The organism is Parazoarcus communis, from assembly GCF_003111645.1.
Classification (GTDB): domain Bacteria; phylum Pseudomonadota; class Gammaproteobacteria; order Burkholderiales; family Rhodocyclaceae; genus Parazoarcus; species Parazoarcus communis_A.
The window spans coordinates 3,060,367-3,078,101 of sequence record NZ_CP022187.1; the positions used below are offsets into that span (position 1 = coordinate 3,060,367).

The 17,735-nt window shown below is 63.4% G+C and carries 14 protein-coding genes; 7 read left to right on the forward strand and 7 right to left on the reverse strand.

Translation table 11 applies throughout. The features are described 5' to 3' along the window. Positions 1-47 precede the first annotated feature (47 nt). The 5 genes from CEW83_RS13950 to CEW83_RS13970 all read right to left on the reverse strand — a co-directional run bounded on the left by CEW83_RS13950 (position 48) and on the right by CEW83_RS13970 (position 4,900). Positions 48-776 (reverse strand): amino acid ABC transporter ATP-binding protein, encoded by a 729-nt coding sequence (locus CEW83_RS13950; protein ID WP_108951415.1) that lies wholly within the window; start codon positions 774-776, stop codon positions 48-50. 53 nt (positions 777-829) lie between these two features. Further along, positions 830-1,927, reverse strand: a complete 1,098-nt coding sequence (locus tag CEW83_RS13955) for an amino acid ABC transporter permease (protein WP_108949888.1) — start codon at positions 1,925-1,927, stop codon at positions 830-832. Positions 1,928-1,939: 12 nt separating this feature from the next. Continuing rightward, positions 1,940-3,127 (reverse strand): amino acid ABC transporter permease, encoded by a 1,188-nt coding sequence (locus CEW83_RS13960; RefSeq protein WP_108949889.1) that lies wholly within the window; start codon positions 3,125-3,127, stop codon positions 1,940-1,942. A 57-nt stretch (positions 3,128-3,184) separates the two neighbouring features. Beyond that, positions 3,185-4,213: an amino acid ABC transporter substrate-binding protein gene (locus tag CEW83_RS13965; protein WP_108949890.1), complete on the reverse strand. Its 1,029-nt coding sequence runs from the start codon at positions 4,211-4,213 to the stop codon at positions 3,185-3,187. Between the two features lie 369 nt (positions 4,214-4,582). Beyond that, positions 4,583-4,900, reverse strand: a complete 318-nt coding sequence (locus CEW83_RS13970; RefSeq protein WP_108949891.1) for a hypothetical protein — start codon at positions 4,898-4,900, stop codon at positions 4,583-4,585. 264 nt (positions 4,901-5,164) lie between these two features. On the opposite strand from CEW83_RS13970, the gene CEW83_RS13975 reads away from it, so the two are divergent. The 7 genes from CEW83_RS13975 (at position 5,165) to CEW83_RS14005 (ending at position 13,824) form a co-directional block, all read left to right on the forward strand. Further along, the gene (locus tag CEW83_RS13975; protein ID WP_108949892.1) at positions 5,165-8,971 is read left to right on the forward strand and encodes an EAL domain-containing protein; all 3,807 of its coding nucleotides are present in this window, start codon (positions 5,165-5,167) and stop codon (positions 8,969-8,971) included. Between the two features lie 70 nt (positions 8,972-9,041). Beyond that, a complete protein-coding gene (locus CEW83_RS13980; RefSeq protein ID WP_108949893.1) occupies positions 9,042-10,349 on the forward strand; it encodes an AmpG family muropeptide MFS transporter in 1,308 nt (435 codons plus the stop codon). After that, positions 10,346-11,053, forward strand: coding sequence for an AzlC family ABC transporter permease (locus CEW83_RS13985; RefSeq protein WP_108949894.1), 708 nt, complete (start codon positions 10,346-10,348; stop codon positions 11,051-11,053). Before CEW83_RS13980 ends, CEW83_RS13985 begins: the two co-directional genes overlap by 4 nt. Beyond that, positions 11,050-11,373, forward strand: a complete 324-nt coding sequence (locus CEW83_RS13990; RefSeq protein ID WP_108951416.1) for an AzlD domain-containing protein — start codon at positions 11,050-11,052, stop codon at positions 11,371-11,373. The genes CEW83_RS13985 and CEW83_RS13990 overlap by 4 nt, the downstream gene beginning before the upstream one ends. A gap of 6 nt (positions 11,374-11,379) precedes the next feature. Continuing rightward, a complete protein-coding gene (locus CEW83_RS13995; protein WP_108949895.1) occupies positions 11,380-12,096 on the forward strand; it encodes a uracil-DNA glycosylase family protein in 717 nt (238 codons plus the stop codon). Between the two features lie 156 nt (positions 12,097-12,252). Beyond that, the gene (gene can, locus CEW83_RS14000; protein WP_108949896.1) at positions 12,253-12,906 is read left to right on the forward strand and encodes a carbonate dehydratase; all 654 of its coding nucleotides are present in this window, start codon (positions 12,253-12,255) and stop codon (positions 12,904-12,906) included. 3 nt (positions 12,907-12,909) lie between these two features. Then, positions 12,910-13,824: an ROK family protein gene (locus CEW83_RS14005; protein WP_108949897.1), complete on the forward strand. Its 915-nt coding sequence runs from the start codon at positions 12,910-12,912 to the stop codon at positions 13,822-13,824. A 100-nt stretch (positions 13,825-13,924) separates the two neighbouring features. Here the strand turns inward: CEW83_RS14005 and CEW83_RS14010 are convergent, their stop codons facing one another. Together CEW83_RS14010 and hemE are read right to left on the reverse strand one after the other, a co-directional pair. After that, entirely contained in the window at positions 13,925-16,099 is a 2,175-nt protein-coding gene (locus CEW83_RS14010; RefSeq protein WP_108949898.1) for a primosomal protein N', read from the reverse strand. A gap of 402 nt (positions 16,100-16,501) precedes the next feature. Then, positions 16,502-17,572 (reverse strand): uroporphyrinogen decarboxylase, encoded by a 1,071-nt coding sequence (gene hemE / locus CEW83_RS14015; protein WP_108949899.1) that lies wholly within the window; start codon positions 17,570-17,572, stop codon positions 16,502-16,504. Between the last annotated feature and the right edge of the window lie 163 nt (positions 17,573-17,735).

Genomic DNA, 17,735 nt, shown 5'->3' on the forward strand with positions numbered 1-17,735 from the left:
AAACGCCCCGCCGGTGCAATGGCGGGGCGTTTCTTCGTCCACGGAGATCAGTGGTTCAGGATCTGGCCCAGGAAGAGCTTGGTACGCTCGGACTTCGGATTGGAGAAGAAGATCTCGGGCTCGGCTTCCTCCACGATCTCGCCCTTGTCCATGAAGATCACGCGGTCGGCCACGGTGCGGGCAAAGCCCATTTCGTGGGTGACGCACAGCATCGTCATGCCGTCTTCAGCCAGTCCGATCATGGTGTCGAGCACTTCCTTGACCATCTCCGGGTCGAGCGCCGAAGTCGGTTCGTCGAACAGCATGATCTTGGGTTTCATGCACAGCGCACGCGCAATCGCCACCCGTTGCTGCTGACCGCCCGAAAGCTGGCCCGGGTACTTGTTCGCCTGCTCGGGAATCTTCACCCGGTTGAGGTACTCCATCGCGATCTCCTCCGCCTCACGCTTTGGAATCTTGCGCACCCACAACGGCGCCAGCGTGCAGTTCTCCAGCACGGTGAGATGCGGGAAAAGGTTGAAGTGCTGGAACACCATGCCGACTTCGCGGCGGATGGCCTCGACGTGCTTGAGGTCGGAAGTGAGTTCGACGTCATCAACGATGATCTTGCCCTGCTGATGCTCTTCAAGGCGATTGATGCAGCGGATGGTCGTCGACTTGCCCGAACCGGACGGGCCGCACAGCACGATACGTTCGCCCTGCCGTACGCTCAGGTTGATGTCCTTGAGCACGTGGAACTCGCCGTACCACTTGTGCATGCCTTCGATGCGGATCATTTCCTTGTCACCGAGCGCATGCTTGATCTTGGCTTCACTCATTACCTAAACTCCTAACGCTTGTGGCCCGTGTCGAGCTTGCGCTCGAGGTGCATCGAATAGCGGGACATACCGAAACAGAAAATCCAGAACATGAGGGCCGCAAATACGTAGCCTTCTGTCGCGAAGCCGAGCCACGCGGGGTCGACCGTGGCCTGGTGGATGCTGTTGAAGAGATCGAACAAGCCGATGATGATCACCAGGCTGGTGTCCTTGAACAGCGCGATGAAGGTGTTCACGATGCCAGGGATCACCAGCTTCAAAGCCTGCGGCAGAATGACCAAGCCCATTATGCGCCAGTAGCCAAGGCCCATCGCTCCGGCGGCCTCGTACTGTCCCTTCGGGATCGCCTGCATGCCACCACGCACCACCTCGGCCACATAAGCGGCCTCGAACAGCGTGACCGCGATCAGCGCCCGCAGCAGCTTGTCGATGTTCACCTCTTCAGGCAGGAACAGCGGCAGCATCACCGAGGACATGAACAGCACGGTGATCAGCGGCACGCCGCGCCAGAACTCGATGAAGGTGACGCAGATCACCCTGACCACCGGCATGTCCGAGCGCCGTCCGAGTGCCAGCAGGATGCCCAGTGGCATGGCGCCCGCGATACCGACGACCGCAATCACCAGGGTCAGCATCAGGCCGCCCCACTTGCTGGTTTCCACCAGCGTCATCCCCATGAAACCGCCATGGAGCAGCCAGTAGGCGAGCACCGGGTAGGCCAGCAGGAAAACCGCACCGTAACGCAGCTTCCGCGGCATGGCCTTGATGAACAGCGGCGCAGCGCCAAAGATGGCCAGCAGCACCGTCAGGTCCACCCGCCAGCGCAGTTCCTCCGGGTAGAAGCCATAGAAGAACTGCGCCATGCGCACCTTGATGAACACCCAGCACGCACCGCCGCTGGTGCAGCTTTCTCGGTTGTCACCAATCCAGTCGGCACTGAAAAACGCCCAGTTGAGGATGGGTGGGATGGTGATCCACACGATGTAGAGCGCGAACAGGGTGAGCAGGGAGTTGAACCAGTTCGGAAACAGGTTCGCCCGGATCCAGCCCATGGCGCCGACCGACATGTTCGGCGGCGGAAGACTCGGTTTGAAAGTATGTGTAGTCATGAGCTCGACTCTCTAGCGTTCGACCAGGGCGATGCGCTTGTTGTACCAGTTCATCAGCATCGAGATGCTGAGACTGATGGCGAGATACACCGACATCGTGATGGCAATCGTCTCGATCGCCTGTCCGGTCTGGTTCAGCACCGTGCCCGCGAACAGCGACACCAGATCGGGGTAACCGATAGCGGCAGCAAGCGAGGAGTTCTTCACCAGGTTCAGGTACTGGCTGGTCAGCGGCGGAATGATCACCCGCATGGCCTGCGGGATGACGACCAGGCGCAGGATGAGCCCTGAACGCAGACCGAGCGAACGCGCCGCTTCAGTCTGGCCATGGCTGACGGCGAGGATGCCGGAACGCACGTTCTCGGCAATGAAGGCGGCGGTATAGATACTGAGCGCAAAGGTGATCGCGACCAGTTCCGGAATCACCGCCCAACCGCCGACAAAGTTGAAGCCCGTCAGCTCGGGAAACGACCAGTGGAAGGGCTTGCCGAACAGCATTGCAGCCATGCCCGGGACGATCACCAGCAAGGCAAGGGAAACCCACAGCACGGGGAAACGTTGCCCGGTGTCTTCCTGACGACGGCGCGACCAGCGCGCAAGCCCGATCCAGGCTGCGATCACGATGACCAGACTGATCAGGAAGGGGACGAGTCCGCCTGCAGCCTCAGGCGCCGGCAGATAAACACCCCGGATATTCACGAACACCGCTTCGCCAAAACTGTAACTCTGCCGTGGCGAAGGCATGGCCCGCAGCACGGCGAAATACCAGAAGAAGATTTGCAGCAGGGGCGGAATGTTGCGGAAGATCTCGATGTAGACGGTGGCAAGCTTGTTGATCAGCCAGTTGGGCGACAGGCGCGCCACACCAAGCAGAAAGCCGAGCACCGTAGCGAAGAAAATGCCCAGCACCGACACCAGCAGGGTGTTGAGCAGGCCGATGACGAACACCCGGCCGTAGCTGTCGCGCTCGGTATAGTCGATCAGCGACTGCAGAATGCCGAAGCCGGCCGAATTGTCGAGGAAGGCAAAGCCGGAGGTGATGCCGCGATTGGCAAGGTTCTGCTGAGTATTGTGAAACAGGTACCAGCCTACGCCGACGACGACGAGGATGGAGAGGATCTGAAAGGTCCAGGCACGGGCCTTGGGATCGGTCAGTAGCGATCCCCGCGGAGCGGCAGCCTTGGGCGCATCACTTTGCATGGAAACGTCCTTGTAAACAAGAGTATGGCCACCGTCTTGCGACGGTGGCCATCCGGCTTAGCGTACCGGCGGTGCGTACTGCAGCCCGCCCTTGTTCCACAGTGCGTTGATGCCGCGTGCGATCTTCAGTTCGCTGCCTGCGCCAACGTTGCGGTCAAAGACTTCACCATAGTTGCCGACCTGCTTGACAACCTGAACGACCCAGTCCTTGGGCAGCTTGAGGTCCTTGCCCAGTTCACCCTCTGCACCCAGCAGACGGCGCACGTCCGGGTTCTTGGAGGCTTTTGCTTCCTGCTCCACGTTTTTCGCGGTCAGACCGGCTTCTTCGGCGTTGATCATCGCGAACAGGGTCCAGCGCACGATGTCGAACCATTCCTCGTCACCCTGACGCACGACCGGGCCGAGCGGCTCTTTCGAGATCACTTCCGGCAGCACGACGTAGCCTTCCGGGTTGGCGAGCTTGATGCGCTGCGCGTAAAGCTGGGACTGGTCGGAGGTCAGCACGTCGCAACGGCCGGCCTCAAGCGCCTTCACCGTCTCATCAGACTTGTCGTAGCTGATCGGGGTGTACTTCATGCCGGTCGTGCGGAAGTAGTCCGACAGGTTGAGTTCGGTGGTGGTACCAGCCTGAATACACACGGCCGCACCGTCGAGCTCCTTGGCACTCTTCACGCCAAGCTTCTTGCTGACCAGAAAGCCCTGGCCGTCGTAATAGGTCACGCCGGCAAAGTTCAGGCCCATCGCCGAGTCGCGCGAGCTGGTCCAGGTGGTATTGCGCGACAGCACATCGACTTCACCCGACTGCAGGGCGGTGAAGCGCTCCTTTGCGGTCAGCGGAGTGAACTTGACCTTCTTTGCATCGCCGAAAACGGCAGCGGCGACCGCACGGCAGACATCTACGTCGATCCCTTTGAACTGACCCTTTTCATCGGTGTAGGAGAAGCCGGGCAGGCCATCGCTGACACCACACTGTACGAAACCCTTCTTCATCACGGCGTCCAGCGTCGAGCCGGCACTTGCCTGAGTGCTCACACTTAGTGCAGCAGTTGCGGCGACAAGTGCGAGGGTAGTCTTGACTACTTTCATACGACATCTCCAGAGATTACACAGGGTTTGCCGACACGCAATATTTCTTGGCGAAGCATTGCGCACCAAGCAGATGGACGAGGCACCATAACGGGGCATCCAGATGCACCAAAAATGACTTATGCATTGCAGCAATATTTCCCGTCTGCACCCTTAGTATTAGAGTGAATCTCAATGATTGCAATGGCTCTAGGGAAACTACCTAGTGTCACAACTCACGGATTCGGACGAAAAAAAACCGCTCCGGCAAATGTTTGCCAGAGCGGTTTCTAGCGCTTTCCGGCCTGTTTGCCAGCCGTTCAAGCGCAGTTGTCTCCTGCCCGTAAACCCGTGTTCTTTTGCGGCGCACCATGCGGTGCCAAGCCGCTTTCAGCCGACAGTGAAGTTGCTCACATCCACTTTCATGACCGGTCGTGCGAGCACGACCGCAGTGACGGCAGCGAACTTCTTCGCCCAGTCCCCACCTTGTTCGAAACGATGCTCGCCGCCGTACTTTGCAACGTTGAGGATCATGTCCAGCACCAGGATCTTGCCCATGGGGTTGGACGGGGTGCATTCGAGATCCTCGAACTCCTTCGCCAACCAGCTACGGGCCTGCTCCCTTTCCATCCCGGCCACGTCCGCGTCGTGCACGAGAAACTCGTACTCGCGGTCTTCGCCGAATGACACGATCACGGTTTGCGACATGCCGGCCTCCTCCTTTGGTCTGGACTCATGTTGTGGCCGCATTGTTGTCGGACTTGGAGGGAAGTGCAAGGAACGTATCGAATTGTGTAAACGTGGAATTATTCGGGACTTTCCCCGCTGCACTGCAAGGTTGTTTGCATAGAGGGCGGCTGTCAGAATCTCGGCTCGTTCCGCCCCGGAACGACTGCATCATGGTGCACAACCAGAATCGGAACCTGCGTCATTTTCAATCGCCAGAGCTCATCCCCGCCGCCACGCCACGAGTTGCCGCGTCCGCTGTTCGTAGCCGTCAGCGCACTCATCGCAGTGTTCGCGATCGTGTTCTGGGCCTTCTACGCCCATCAGGCGGACGGGCTGGAGCGCGAAGCCAACGCCGAGCTGCAGATGACAGCGCGGCTGCTGAGCGACGACATCGTGCGCTGGCGCGCCGAACGCATCGGCGACGGCGACGTGCTGCGCAGGAACGGCCTCGCGCTGTCACGGCTGGATGACGAGATTCGAAGGACCGGGAACCTGTCGAATCCCGACATCCGCTACTGGCTCCGAGGCTATGTCGAGGTATTCGACTACGCTGGCGCCCTGGTGCTCGACGCCGGGGCACATCCGCTGTTTGCGACGGGCCAGCCATTTGCGGTTTCAGCGGAATCACGCAGGCTGATTGCGCAGACCCTCGGAAACAGCGTGCCGGCGCTCAGTCAGCTGCAGTACGACGGCAACGGCGAAAGCTACATCGACCTCGTCGTCCCGGTGGCAAAGCCCGACGAAGAGTGGACGGTGCACTCGATCGTGCTGCGCATCCGGCCCGAGCGCCATGTGTTTCCAATGCTCGAACGACGGCTCGGAGCCCGCCCGGGGAAACGCAACCTGTTGCTGATGGATGCAGGAACCCAGTTCATCCCGCTTGAGCCGAACCTGCGTACCCACACACTGCAGGCGCCAATTCCCGCAGACCAGCCCCTGCTGCGGGCCACCCTGGCATCGGCCACGGCACACAGCGGCACGCTCGAAGCCGGTGGCGCCCCGGTTCAGGCCGCAGCGAGCCGGATCACAGGCACCGACTGGGTCGTTCTGAGCCAGATCGATCGCTCGACAATGCTCAGTGGCCTGCGCGCGCGCGCGCTCGTCGCCGCGATCGTGATGGCTGCCCTGCTGCTGGCAGCTGCGCTTGCCGTCAGGCGCTTCTGGCAGCAGGCATACCGCAGATGCGACACGGCACTCGTGGCCGAATCCAGGCGCCGCGAGGCGGCGGAAGCGCTGCACGACGAACTCGAAGGCGCCATGTCGATGGCACAGCTGGGACGCTGGGAGCGCCACCTGAAGCAGGATCATCTGTGGTGGTCGCGGCAGACACGCGAGCTGATCGGCATCCCGGACGACGAGCCGGCAAGCTACGCGGGTTTCATGCGTCGCGTTCATCCTGCCGATCGCGAACGGCTGGCCTCAACGCTCAAGGCCGCCTACGCTTCGGGCGAGGGCGGTGCCTTCTCCTACCGGGTGATTCACCCCGATGGCACCGTGCACTACTTCCACAACGAGTTGCGCATCGAACTCGACGCGAACGGCAGACCGCTGCGCGCGATCGGCACGGTTCAGGACATCACCGCACAGCAGAACACTGCACTGGAGCTGCACCGCCAGACCGCCTATCTCACCGCCATCGTCAACCATCTTCCGCAAGGTATCAGCGTGTTCGACGAGCACCTGCGGCTGCAGTACTGGAACGCACTTTTCGTCGAGATACTCGAGCTTCCTCCCGAAGTCGTGGTCAGGAACGTCAGCTTCGACGAGCTGATCATGGTGGCCGCACAGCGCGGCGACTACGGTCCGGGCGACCCGTTCGAGAAGGTGCGCGAACGCCGCGCGCTGGCCGAGGAATTCAAGCCGCATTGCATCGAGCGCACCAAACCCAGCGGACGCTCGCATCTCGTGATCGGCGAGCCGCTGTGGCTTGATGGCAAGGTGGCGGGCTTCATCACCACCTATACCGACATCACCGACCGCAAGCGCATCGAAGAGGAGCTGGCGCGCAACAACGAGACTCTTCGCACCATCATCGACAACATTCCGAGCGCCGTCTCGCTGATCGACGAAGACCTGCAGGTCGTTGCCTGCAACGATCAGCTCCGGCGTCTGCTCGACTTCCCCGACAGTCTCTTTGCGGCGGGGCTCCCCAGCCTCGAATCGCTGCTGCGGTTCAACGCCGAGCGCGGCGAGTACGGACCGGGCGACCCGGAGCTGATTACCCGCGAACTGCTCGAGCGTGCGCGACGTGGCGAGCCCCATCACTTCGAGCGCCTCCGTCCGGGCGGGATGGTGCTCGACATTCAGGGCCGGCCTGTCGGCAACGGCGGCTTCGTCACCATCTACACCGACATTACCGAGCGCCGCCGAACCGAGGAGCGCCTGCAGCTCGCAGACAAGGTGTTCGAGCACAGCCCGGAAGCCATCGTGATCACCGACGGCGAGCACCGCGTGCTGTCGGTCAATCCGGCGCACGAGGTGATCTCCGGCTTTTCCGGCAGCCGCGTCGTCGGCGAGGTCTTCGTGCCCGATCAGGCGGAAACGGAATCCGCGCACGACACGCCGTGGGAAGCGACGGCAGGCAGCGGCTTCTGGGCGGGCGAAACCACCGGTATCCGTGCCAATGGCGAGGCCTATTCACGCTGGCTGAGCATCAGCGTGGTGCGCGAGACGGCCGGCGCGCCACCCACTCATTACATCGCGATCTTCTCCGACATCACCGAGCGCAAGCGCGCCGAAGCGGCAATCAAGCACCTCGCCCATCACGACACCCTGACCGGGCTGGACAACCGCTTCTCGCTCGGTGTGCGCCTGCAGCAGGCGATCGCGACCGCAGTCCGCAACGCGCAGCCGCTCGCAGTGCTGTTTCTCGATCTGGACCGCTTCAAGACCATCAACGATTCGCTCGGCCATCACGTCGGCGATGCGCTCCTGGTGCAGGTTGCCGAACGTCTGCGCGAGACCGTGCGTGAAAGCGACATCGTCGCCCGCCTCGGCGGCGACGAGTTCGTGGTGATCCTGCAGGGCATCCACGACCAGAACGACGCCGCACATGCCGCCGCCAAGATCCTCGACCGCCTTTCCCTGCCTTACACCGTCGGGGAGAGCCTGCTGCACACCACACCTTCGATCGGGATCAGCCTCTTCCCCGGCGACGGCGACACCACCTCGACGCTGATGCGCAACGCCGATACCGCGATGTATCACGCCAAGTCGCTCGGCCGTGCAAATTTCCAGTTCTACGCCGAGGAACTCAACCGCAGCGCAATGGAGCGCATCGAACTCGAGCGCAAGCTGCGCCAGGCCCTCCAGCATCAACAGTTCGAACTCTGGTACCAGCCCCAGTACTGCGCGGCCAAGGGCACACTGAAGGGCGTCGAAGCCCTGCTGCGCTGGCGCCACCCGGTCGACGGGCTGATCCCGCCGGTCCGTTTCATTCCGATCGCGGAAGAAACCGGCCTCATCGTGGAACTGGGCGACTGGGTGCTGGATACCGCCTGCGCTCAGGCCCGGCAGTGGCAGGCGGCCGGCTTGCCGCCCTTGCGCATGTCGGTCAACCTGTCCGCAAGACAGCTGCGTGCAGGCGAACTCACCGCCCGCGTGGCCGATGCGCTTGCGCGCAGCGAACTGCGCCCGGACTTGCTCGAACTTGAGATCACCGAGAGTTCGATCATGGAGAAACCGGACGAGGCTGCCGCCTTGCTCACGCGACTCAAGCAGCTCGGCGTACTGATCGCGATCGACGACTTCGGCACCGGTTACTCATCGCTGTCCTACCTCAAGCTGTTCCCGCTCGATCACCTCAAGATCGACCGCTCCTTTGTTTCCGACATCGAGACCGACGCCAACGATGCCGCAATCGTCGCCGCCGCGGTCTCGCTGGCCCACAATCTGGGCCTGTCGGTCATCGCCGAAGGCGTGGAAACCGCAATCCAGGTCGCGCGCCTGCACGAGCTGGGCTGTGACGAGCTGCAGGGCTACTACTTCAGCAAACCGCTGCCGGCAGCCGAGATCGAGGTGCTGATCCGCAAGGGCGCGGTAACACGCTGATTCCATGCGCGGCCGCCCCTGAGGCCGCCGATCTGGGATAATCGCCGCTTCGACCAAGCCAAAGCCGCCCGTGCCCCTTTCCCGCCCCGCCTGGCTGAACACCCTGCTCAACCGCCGGATGCTGATCTGCATCTTCACCGGCTTTGCCTCGGGGTTGCCCCTCTACCTGCTGCTGAATCTGGTTCCGGCCTGGCTCAAGACCGAAGGTCTGTCACTCAAGACGATCGGTGCCTTTGCCCTGATTCAGTTTCCCTACACCTGGAAATTCCTGTGGGCGCCCCTGCTCGACCGCTTCGGCCTGCTGCCCTGGCTCGGGCGCCGGCGCAGCTGGATGTTCGTGTCGCAGCTGGGCCTCGTCGCCTCGATTGCCTGGCTCGGTCAGCTGTCACCGGTCGATCACCTGCCGCTGGTGATCACCCTCACCGCCACGCTGGCCTTTCTCTCCGCCACCCAGGACATTGCGCTCGACGCCTTCCGCCGCGAGATCCTGCCTGACGAAGAGCTCGGCCTGGGCAACGCGATTCACGTCAATGCCTACCGTATTGCGGGGCTGGTGCCGGGGTCGCTGTCGCTGATCCTCGCCGATCACCTGCCGTGGAGCATGGTGTTCATGATCACCGCTGCCTTCATGCTGCCCGGCCTGTTCATGACCCTGTCGGTGAAAGAGCCCTTCGCTGCGGCCGGCAGCCCGCGCACCCTGCGCGACGCCGTGATCGAGCCATTCCGCGAGTTTTTCGGCCGCCACGGCGTGCAGTCCGCGCTGCTCGTGCTCGCCTTCCTGTTCTTCTACAAGCTCGGCGACTCGCTGTGCACCGCCCTGGCCACGCCCTTCTATCTGGACATGGGCTACTCCAAGACCGAGATCGGCATCATCGCCAAGAACGCCGGCCTGTGGCCGATGGTGATCGGGGGCATCCTCGGCGGCATCTGGATGGTGAAGATCGGCATCAACCGCGCATTGTGGCTGTTCGGCGTGGTGCAGTTCGTCACCATCCTCGGCTTCGTGTGGATGGCATGGTTCGGACCCGGCGAATCCAACGCCGCCCGCCTGGCCGTGCTCGCCACCGTGATTGCGGGCGAGGCGGTCGGCGCCGGACTGGGCACGACGGCGTTCGTCGCCTTCATGGCCCGAACCACCAACCCGGCCTACACCGCGACCCAGTTCGCCCTGTTCACCAGCCTGATGGCGGTGCCACGCACCTTCATCAATGCCACCGCAGGCTGGCTGGTGGAAGCGATGGGCTGGTACAGCTTTTTCTGGCTGTGTTTCTTCCTCGCCATACCGGGCATGCTGCTGCTGATCAAGGTCGCACCGTGGAACGGGGATCAGCTGCCTGCCAACGTGGCGCTCGACGCGCCGGGAGCCGGCGGGCGATGAGCCGTCCGGCACTGCGCGAGTTCCTTGCGGGCTGTCGCGATGAAGCCCCTCTGCTGCTCGGTGCCGTGCCCTTCGGCATGCTCTACGGCATCTCTGCCTTGGCGGCAGGCATCCCCGCGTGGCTTGCGCAACTCGCATCTGCAGTGGTGTTTGCGGGTGCGGCTCAGCTGGTCATCGTGCAGATGCTGGCTGCCGGCGCTGGCATGCTGCCCACGGCGCTGACCTCGGGTCTGCTCAATCTGCGCCACCTGCTGTACAGCGCATCGATGGCCACCTACGTCGGTCACCTGCCCAGGCGCTGGCGCATGCTGCTGGCCTATCTGCTGACCGATGAGGCCTATGCTGTCGCGGTGCTGCGCTACCAGGCGCGCCCGCCTGCCGAAGGGCCAGACCTGCGCCACTGGTACTTCTTCGGTGCGGGCTTCACGCTCTGGTTCGCGTGGCAGGTGTCCACCGCCTTCGGCCTCGTGTTCGGCGCAGCGATTCCGCCCGCATGGGAGCTCGATTTTGCGGTGCCGCTGACCTTCATCGCCCTGCTCACCCTCTTGCTGCGCGAGCGCCCCGGTCAGGCCGCGGCGCTTGCAGCCGGTGGCGCCGTACTGCTGTTCGCCGCACTGCCGTTCAAGCTCGGGCTGGTACTTGCGATCCTTGCGGGGCTCGGCGCAGGGGTATGGACGGCACGCCGCCTGGAGCGGGCACGATGAGCACGCTTGCGCTGATCGCGCTGGTGGTCTGTGTTGGTGCCGTCACGTTTTTCTATCGTTACGCCATGATCGGGCTGTTCGCGGGCGATCGGCTGCCGGGCTGGCTCCATGCCCTGTGCCGGCACATCGCGCCGGCCAGCTTCGCCGCCCTCACCGTGAGTGCGCTGTTCATCGACGCCGGCGCTGTCAGCATCGCACTCGATGCGCCCAAACCCTGGGCAGCACTGATTGCCGCGCTGGTCGCCTGGCGCAGCGGCAGCGTACTGGCCACGATCGGCGCCGGCATGGCTGCGCTCTACATCCTCAAACTCATTCTCTGAACTGCAATGACCGCCTCCGCCCTGATTGCCGCCGCACACGAACTTTCCGCCACCGTCGACGGGATGCGCTTCGCAGCACCGGTCACACATGTCTACAACCCGCTCGATTACGCCGGCGAGATTCACGACAACTATCTGAGACGCTATGGCGAGGGGCGCAAACGCGTGGTGTTCATCGGCATGAACCCCGGCCCCTTCGGCATGGCGCAGATCGGCGTACCGTTTGGCGAAATCGGCACCGCACGCGACTGGCTCGGGCTCGAAGGCCCGGTGGGCCAGCCTGCGCAGAGCAACCCGAAACGACCGGTTGAAGGCTTTGCCTGCAAGCGCTCGGAGGTCAGCGGGCAACGGCTGTGGGGTCTGTTTCGCGACCGTTTTGGTACGCCGGATGCCTTCTTCGCCGATCATTTCGTCGCCAATTACTGCCCGCTCGCCTTCTTCGAGGACGGCCGCAACCTCACGCCGGACAAGCTGCCGGCCCATGAACAACGTCCGCTGCTGTCAGCCTGCGATGCACACCTGCGCCGCCTGGTCGACACCCTGGAGCCGGAGTGGGTGATCGGTATCGGCGTGTGGGCGGAACAGCGCGCGCTTGGCGCGCTGGGTGACGTTGCCGGCCTGCGCTTCGGTCGCATCCTGCATCCCAGTCCGGCAAGCCCCGCGGCCAACCGCGGCTGGTCGGAAGCGGCGAGCAAGCAACTCATCGACCTCGGCATATGGTGATGACCCGAACACGCGCCAGGTACGTCAGATGGCATTCGGGAACATCATCCGCGGAGGAATGGATAAAGGCGGAAAGCCTGTCCGGTGGCGGGGAGACAGCAAGTAATTCATAATTATGAGCATATTTCATTGCTCACTTTCCGTCAGGACCAACGAATGAGCCATCAACTCGACCCCCTCTTCAAGAACAACAAGGACTGGTCGGACCGCATGCACAGCGAGGACCCCGAGTTCTTCGCCCGGCTTGTAAACCAGCAGTCGCCCGAATACCTCTGGATCGGCTGTTCGGACAGCCGCGTTCCGGCCAACCAGATCATCGGCCTTGCTCCGGGTGAGGTCTTCGTTCACCGCAACATCGCCAACGTGGTGGTGCATACCGACCTCAATGCACTGTCCGTCATCCATTACGCAGTGGCAGTGCTGCGGGTGAAGCACATCCTCGTCGTGGGGCACTATGGCTGCGGCGGGGTCAAGGCCGCGCTCAACGACAACCGCATCGGTCTCACCGACAACTGGCTGCGTCATGTCCAGGATGTCCGCGACCGCCACGAGAATCTGCTCAACACGGTCGAAGACCACGCAGACCGGGTCGACCGCCTGTGCGAACTCAATGCGATGCAGCAGGTCGTCAGCATCAGCCAGACATCGGTGCTGCGCGAGGCCTGGGAGCGCGGTCAGGATGTCAGCATTCATGGCTGGTGCTACCGACTGGACGACGGGCTGGTGCACGACCTCGGCATCAGTGCCACCTGCCGCGACGAGGCACTGGAACTGTACCGCGACGGCATCGAACGCATGAGCCGCGACTAAGCCATGATCCGGCTCGGCATCGACCTTGGGGGCACGAAGATCGAGATCGTTGCCCTTGCCAGCGACGGGCGCGAACTGCTGCGCCGGCGCGTACCGACGCCTCAGGGTGACTACCGCGCCACGCTCGAAACTCTGGTCGAACTGGTCGGCTTTGCCGAGGCCAGACTGGGCGAGCGCACCAGTGTCGGGGTCGGCACGCCGGGCTCGCTGTCGCGGATGACGGGCTGCATCCGTAACGCCAACTCGACCTGTCTCAATGGACGCCCGCTGCGGCGCGATCTCGAGGCCATGCTCGAGCGCGAGGTCAGGCTCGCCAATGACGCCAACTGCTTTGCCGTTTCCGAGGCCACCGACGGCGCAGGCGCCGGCGCGGAAACGGTGTTCGGCGTCATTATCGGTACCGGCGTCGGTGGCGGGGTGGTCGTGGGCGGCCGTCTTCTTGCGGGAGCCAACGGCATTGCCGGCGAGTGGGGGCACTCCCCTCTGCCGCTGCCCACCACCAATGACCTGCCGCTCCCCCCGTGCTATTGCGGCCGGCGCGGCTGCATCGAAACCTATCTCTCCGGCCCCGGACTTGCCGCCGATCATGCACGCCGTCATGGCGGCGGACTGAGCGCCCGTGAAATCGCGGACGCGGCAGCGGCGGGGGATGCGGCCAGCGAGGCCACACTGCAGCGCTATGAAGCACGGCTGGCACGCGCGCTGGGCACGGTGATCAACCTCATCGACCCCGACGTGATCGTCCTCGGCGGCGGCCTGTCGAGGCTCGAGCGACTGTATGCCAATGTGCCGGCACGATGGGCCGAACACGTCTTCTCCGATCAGATTCTCACCCGGCTGCGGCCGGCCCGTCATGGCGACTCGTCCGGCGTGCGCGGCGCAGCCTGGTTGTGGCCGGCAGGCACTGAAGTGCGTTAGCCCTGCGCGACTGCGGGCCGCGGATCATCCGGTGCGAACGGACTGCGCCCCGGTGCCGCTCGCGGCGAATCTGACGTCTGTCGCCAACGGGTGCGCACGCTCAGACATCGAGCGGATCCACATCAAGCTGCCAACGCAGCTCGCGCGGCGTGCGCTGGGCGTAGAGCATGGTCATCCACTGGCCCAGAAAGCCCTGCAGACCTGCACGGCTGTCCGCCTCGACCAGCAACTGCGCACGCTCGCGGCGTGCCAGCCTGGACATGCGCATCGGCACCGGATCGAACAGGCGCAGGGTCTCGGGCGCACACGACTGCGCCAGACGACGGGCGTGCTGCAGAAACTCGACTGCATCCGACAGTGCCGGTGCGTCGGCCCGCAGCATGGCCTGGTGCGTGAATGGCGGAAAGCAGGCGACCCTGCGCTCATCCAGCGCCATCTTGGCGAAGGCATCGAAATCATGGCGCCCGAGGTGCTGATAGAGCAGGTGGCCGGGGTACTCGGTCTGAATCAGCACCTCGCCTGGCAGGCTTCCACGCCCCGCGCGCCCCCCGACCTGCATCAGCTGCTGGAAGAGCCGCTCTGGCGCACGGAAGTCAGCCGCATGGAGCGAGGAGTCTGCCCCAACGACGCCCACCAGGGTGAGCTTGGGAAAATCGTGCCCCTTCGCCATCATCTGCGTGCCGACAAGAATGTCTGCTTCGCCGGCAGCGATCTTGTCGAGGAGCGCCTCCCATTGCGCACGGGTGCGCGCGGCATCGCGATCCACACGCAGCACGCGGGCCTCGGGAAAGAGCTCGTTCAGTCTGGCCTCGATACGCTGGGTGCCGCGACCGAAGGGCTGGATATCCTGATTGCCGCAGCTCGGGCAGGCATGCGGAATCCCGCCATCGCAGCCACAGTGGTGGCAACGCAGGCGCCGGTCGGCCAGATGCACGACAAGGTTGGCCGAGCAGTGCGGGCAGCGGCTTACCCAGCCACAGGCCGGACATGACAGCACCGGCGCGTAGCCGCGGCGGTTGATGAACACCAGGCTCTGCTCGCGACGCTTCAGACGCTCGGAAATCGCCGCGTGCAGCGCCGGACTGAGACCCTCGTCGAGCTTCATGCGCCGGATGTCGACCGCACGCACCTTGGGCAGGGTCGTCGCCACCGCACGATGTGTCAGGCGCAGCAGGCCGTAACGCCCGTTGCCGGCATGCTGCCAGCTCTCCAGTGACGGCGTGGCCGAGCCGAGCAGCACTGGCACAGCACGCTGGCGCGCCCGCCACACGGCGACATCGCGTGCCGAATAGCGGACGCCCTCCTGCTGCTTGTACGAGGCATCGTGCTCCTCGTCGACCAGGATGATGCCAAGGCGGGGAAGGGGCGCAAACACCGACAGCCGGGTGCCGAGAACGATGTCCGCATGGCCGCTCAGGGCCTGGACGAAGCCACGCGAGCGCGCCCCTTCGGCAAGCCCCGAATGCAGGCTGACCACGTTGGCTGCCGGAAAGCGCTGCGCCACCCGATTCTCGAGCTGGGGCGTCAGGGCGATTTCGGGTACGAGCATCAGCACCTGCTCGCCAGCGGCCAGCGCCCGCTCGGCGAGACGCAGATAGACTTCGGTCTTGCCGCTGCCGGTCACGCCATGGAGCAACCAGGCGTGGAAGCCGGTGCCGGCAGCGACCACGGTATCGATCACCGCGGCCTGTTCCACGGTCAGTTCAGGGCGGCCGGCAGCGAGATGCCGACCGCCACCATCGTCACGTGGCACCAGCCAGCCGCGCCGGATCAAGTCGCCCACCGCGCTGCCTGCCTCAAGTGCCCGCACCGCGCTGCGCCGCGCGGGCCCGCCGAGCGCGTCGGTCGCCTTCAGCAGCGTCAGCGCACGGCTCTCGCGCCGCGCCTCTGCGAGTGCGGCACGGCCTGCGGCGGAGAGTTCGAGCAAGGGGTCGACATCCTCTCCACTCACCCCGTCCGCACGACGCAGGCCCGGCGGCAGGGCCAGGGCGACGACTTCGCCCAGCGGGGCGTGATAGTAGCGCGCAACGAAGCCGACGAGTTCGAGCCAGTCGGCCGGAAGAGCCGGCACCTCACGCTGAACATGACTCACCACCTTGAGGCGGCCACGGTCAACATCCGCCTCGGCGGGCAGGGAAACGATCAATCCGCTCTTTTCCCCACGTCCGAAGGGCACGCGCACACACCGTCCAATATCTGAATGAACTGCATCTTCTGCAATGTAATCAAACAGTTGTGGAATCGGCAGAGGCAGTGCAACGCGTATGATCGGCATGGGGAATCGCGATGTATCCAGAATAGCTCTTTTATTTCAGTAATTTAGCGTTGAAAGTTGAAGCCGATACGCGAAAAACAGCGCTAAACACTTGCCGTTAAACCCCCCTTCGTCTTGTCCACAAAAGCTGTGGATAACTTTGTGGGAAACCAGGGTAAATCGGGCTGAAACCGGCGTGAAACAAGCACTTCTGTCACTTTGCCTTAACATAGTGCAAAGTTTTTATTCTTAAAAATCAACAGCTTGAGAATTTAACTGCATATGCGCACTATTTCGGTGAATATTTTTACCCAAATGGCTTCCGTGTGCATAAGTCAAGCGAAAAACCCACTTTTTTTTGTTGACATGCACCGGAAGTAGTAAGCGAAGTTACCCCCTCCCGGTGCCGTCAGAAAACGCGGTTCAGCCTTGAGCGCGCACGATGCGGCTATGTTCATGCGCCGTATCGACCATCACCGCCACATTCTCCGGTGGGGTGAACTGCGAAATGCCATGACCAAGGTTGAAGACGTGGCCAGGATGCGCGCCAAAGGCGTCGATCACCTTGCGGGTTTCGGCTGCAACAACCTCTGGCGGTGCGAAGAGTACGTTGGGGTCGAGGTTGCCCTGCAAGGCCACCTTGTCTCCCACCAGCCGTCGGGCGCGGCCAATGTCTATGGTCCAGTCCAGCCCGACTGCGTCGCTGCCGATACCGGCAATCGACTCCAGCCACAGTCCGCCGCCCTTGGTGAAGACGATGCTCGGCACGCGCTCGCCATCGCGCTCGCGAATCAGGCCTGACACGACCCTTTCGAGATAGGGCAGGGAGAACTCCTTGTACGCGGCCTCCGACAGCACCCCGCCCCAGGAATCGAACACCATGACGGCCTGGGCGCCCGCTTCGATCTGGGCGTTGAGGTATTTGACCACCGCGTCGGCAGTCACGCTCAGGATGTGATGCATCAGGTCCGGCCGGCTGTAGGCCATGCTCTTGACCTTGCGATAGTCGTCCGACGAACCGCCTTCGACCATGTAGCACGCCAGCGTCCACGGGCTGCCGGAGAAACCGATGAGGGGGACGCTGCCATCGAGTGCGCGACGGATCTCGGCCACGGCATCCATGACGTACTGCAGCTCGACGTGTGGATCAGGTGCAAACAGGTTGCGGATCTCCCACTCTTCGCGCAGCGGGCGCTCGAAGCGCGGCCCCTCGCCTTCGGCAAAGTACAGCCCCAGCCCCATCGCGTCCGGCACCGTCAGGATGTCGGAGAACAGGATTGCGGCATCGAGGTCATAGCGTGCCAGCGGTTGCAGCGTGACTTCACAGGCCATGGCCGGGCTCTTGCACAGCTGCAGGAAGCTGCCCGCACGCTTGCGCGTCTCGCAGTATTCCGGCAGGTAGCGTCCGGCCTGGCGCATCAGCCACACGGGCGTGTATTCGGTGGGCTGGCGCAGCAGGGCGCGCAGGAAAGTGTCGTTCTTAGGGCGGCTCACGTCGAGTCCTCTTTTCCAGCCGATTGGCAACAAGGCGTGATTATCGCCTGTCACGGGCCCGGATGGGTTGAGCACCGTCAGTTTGGACATCCGGAAAGGTGCCCGACGCAGGCAGGCCAGCAGCAAACGCCGGTCCGCAAGCGCACCCTCAAGACGCGCCAGC

What these genes read in the sequence shown, in the direction of transcription:
- CEW83_RS13950 (WP_108951415.1), bottom strand. Translation starts at nt 776, where the DNA reads ATGATCCGCATCGAAGGCATGCACAAGTGGTACGGCGAGTTCCACGTG.
- CEW83_RS13955 (WP_108949888.1), bottom strand. Translation starts at nt 1,927, where the DNA reads ATGACTACACATACTTTCAAACCGAGTCTTCCGCCGCCGAACATGTCG.
- CEW83_RS13960 (WP_108949889.1), bottom strand. Translation starts at nt 3,127, where the DNA reads ATGCAAAGTGATGCGCCCAAGGCTGCCGCTCCGCGGGGATCGCTACTG.
- CEW83_RS13965 (WP_108949890.1), bottom strand. Translation starts at nt 4,213, where the DNA reads ATGAAAGTAGTCAAGACTACCCTCGCACTTGTCGCCGCAACTGCTGCA.
- CEW83_RS13970 (WP_108949891.1), bottom strand. Translation starts at nt 4,900, where the DNA reads ATGTCGCAAACCGTGATCGTGTCATTCGGCGAAGACCGCGAGTACGAG.
- CEW83_RS13985 (WP_108949894.1), top strand. Translation starts at nt 10,346, where the DNA reads ATGAGCCGTCCGGCACTGCGCGAGTTCCTTGCGGGCTGTCGCGATGAA.
- CEW83_RS13990 (WP_108951416.1), top strand. Translation starts at nt 11,050, where the DNA reads ATGAGCACGCTTGCGCTGATCGCGCTGGTGGTCTGTGTTGGTGCCGTC.
- CEW83_RS13995 (WP_108949895.1), top strand. Translation starts at nt 11,380, where the DNA reads ATGACCGCCTCCGCCCTGATTGCCGCCGCACACGAACTTTCCGCCACC.
- can (WP_108949896.1), top strand. Translation starts at nt 12,253, where the DNA reads ATGAGCCATCAACTCGACCCCCTCTTCAAGAACAACAAGGACTGGTCG.
- CEW83_RS14005 (WP_108949897.1), top strand. Translation starts at nt 12,910, where the DNA reads ATGATCCGGCTCGGCATCGACCTTGGGGGCACGAAGATCGAGATCGTT.
- CEW83_RS14010 (WP_108949898.1), bottom strand. Translation starts at nt 16,099, where the DNA reads ATGCCGATCATACGCGTTGCACTGCCTCTGCCGATTCCACAACTGTTT.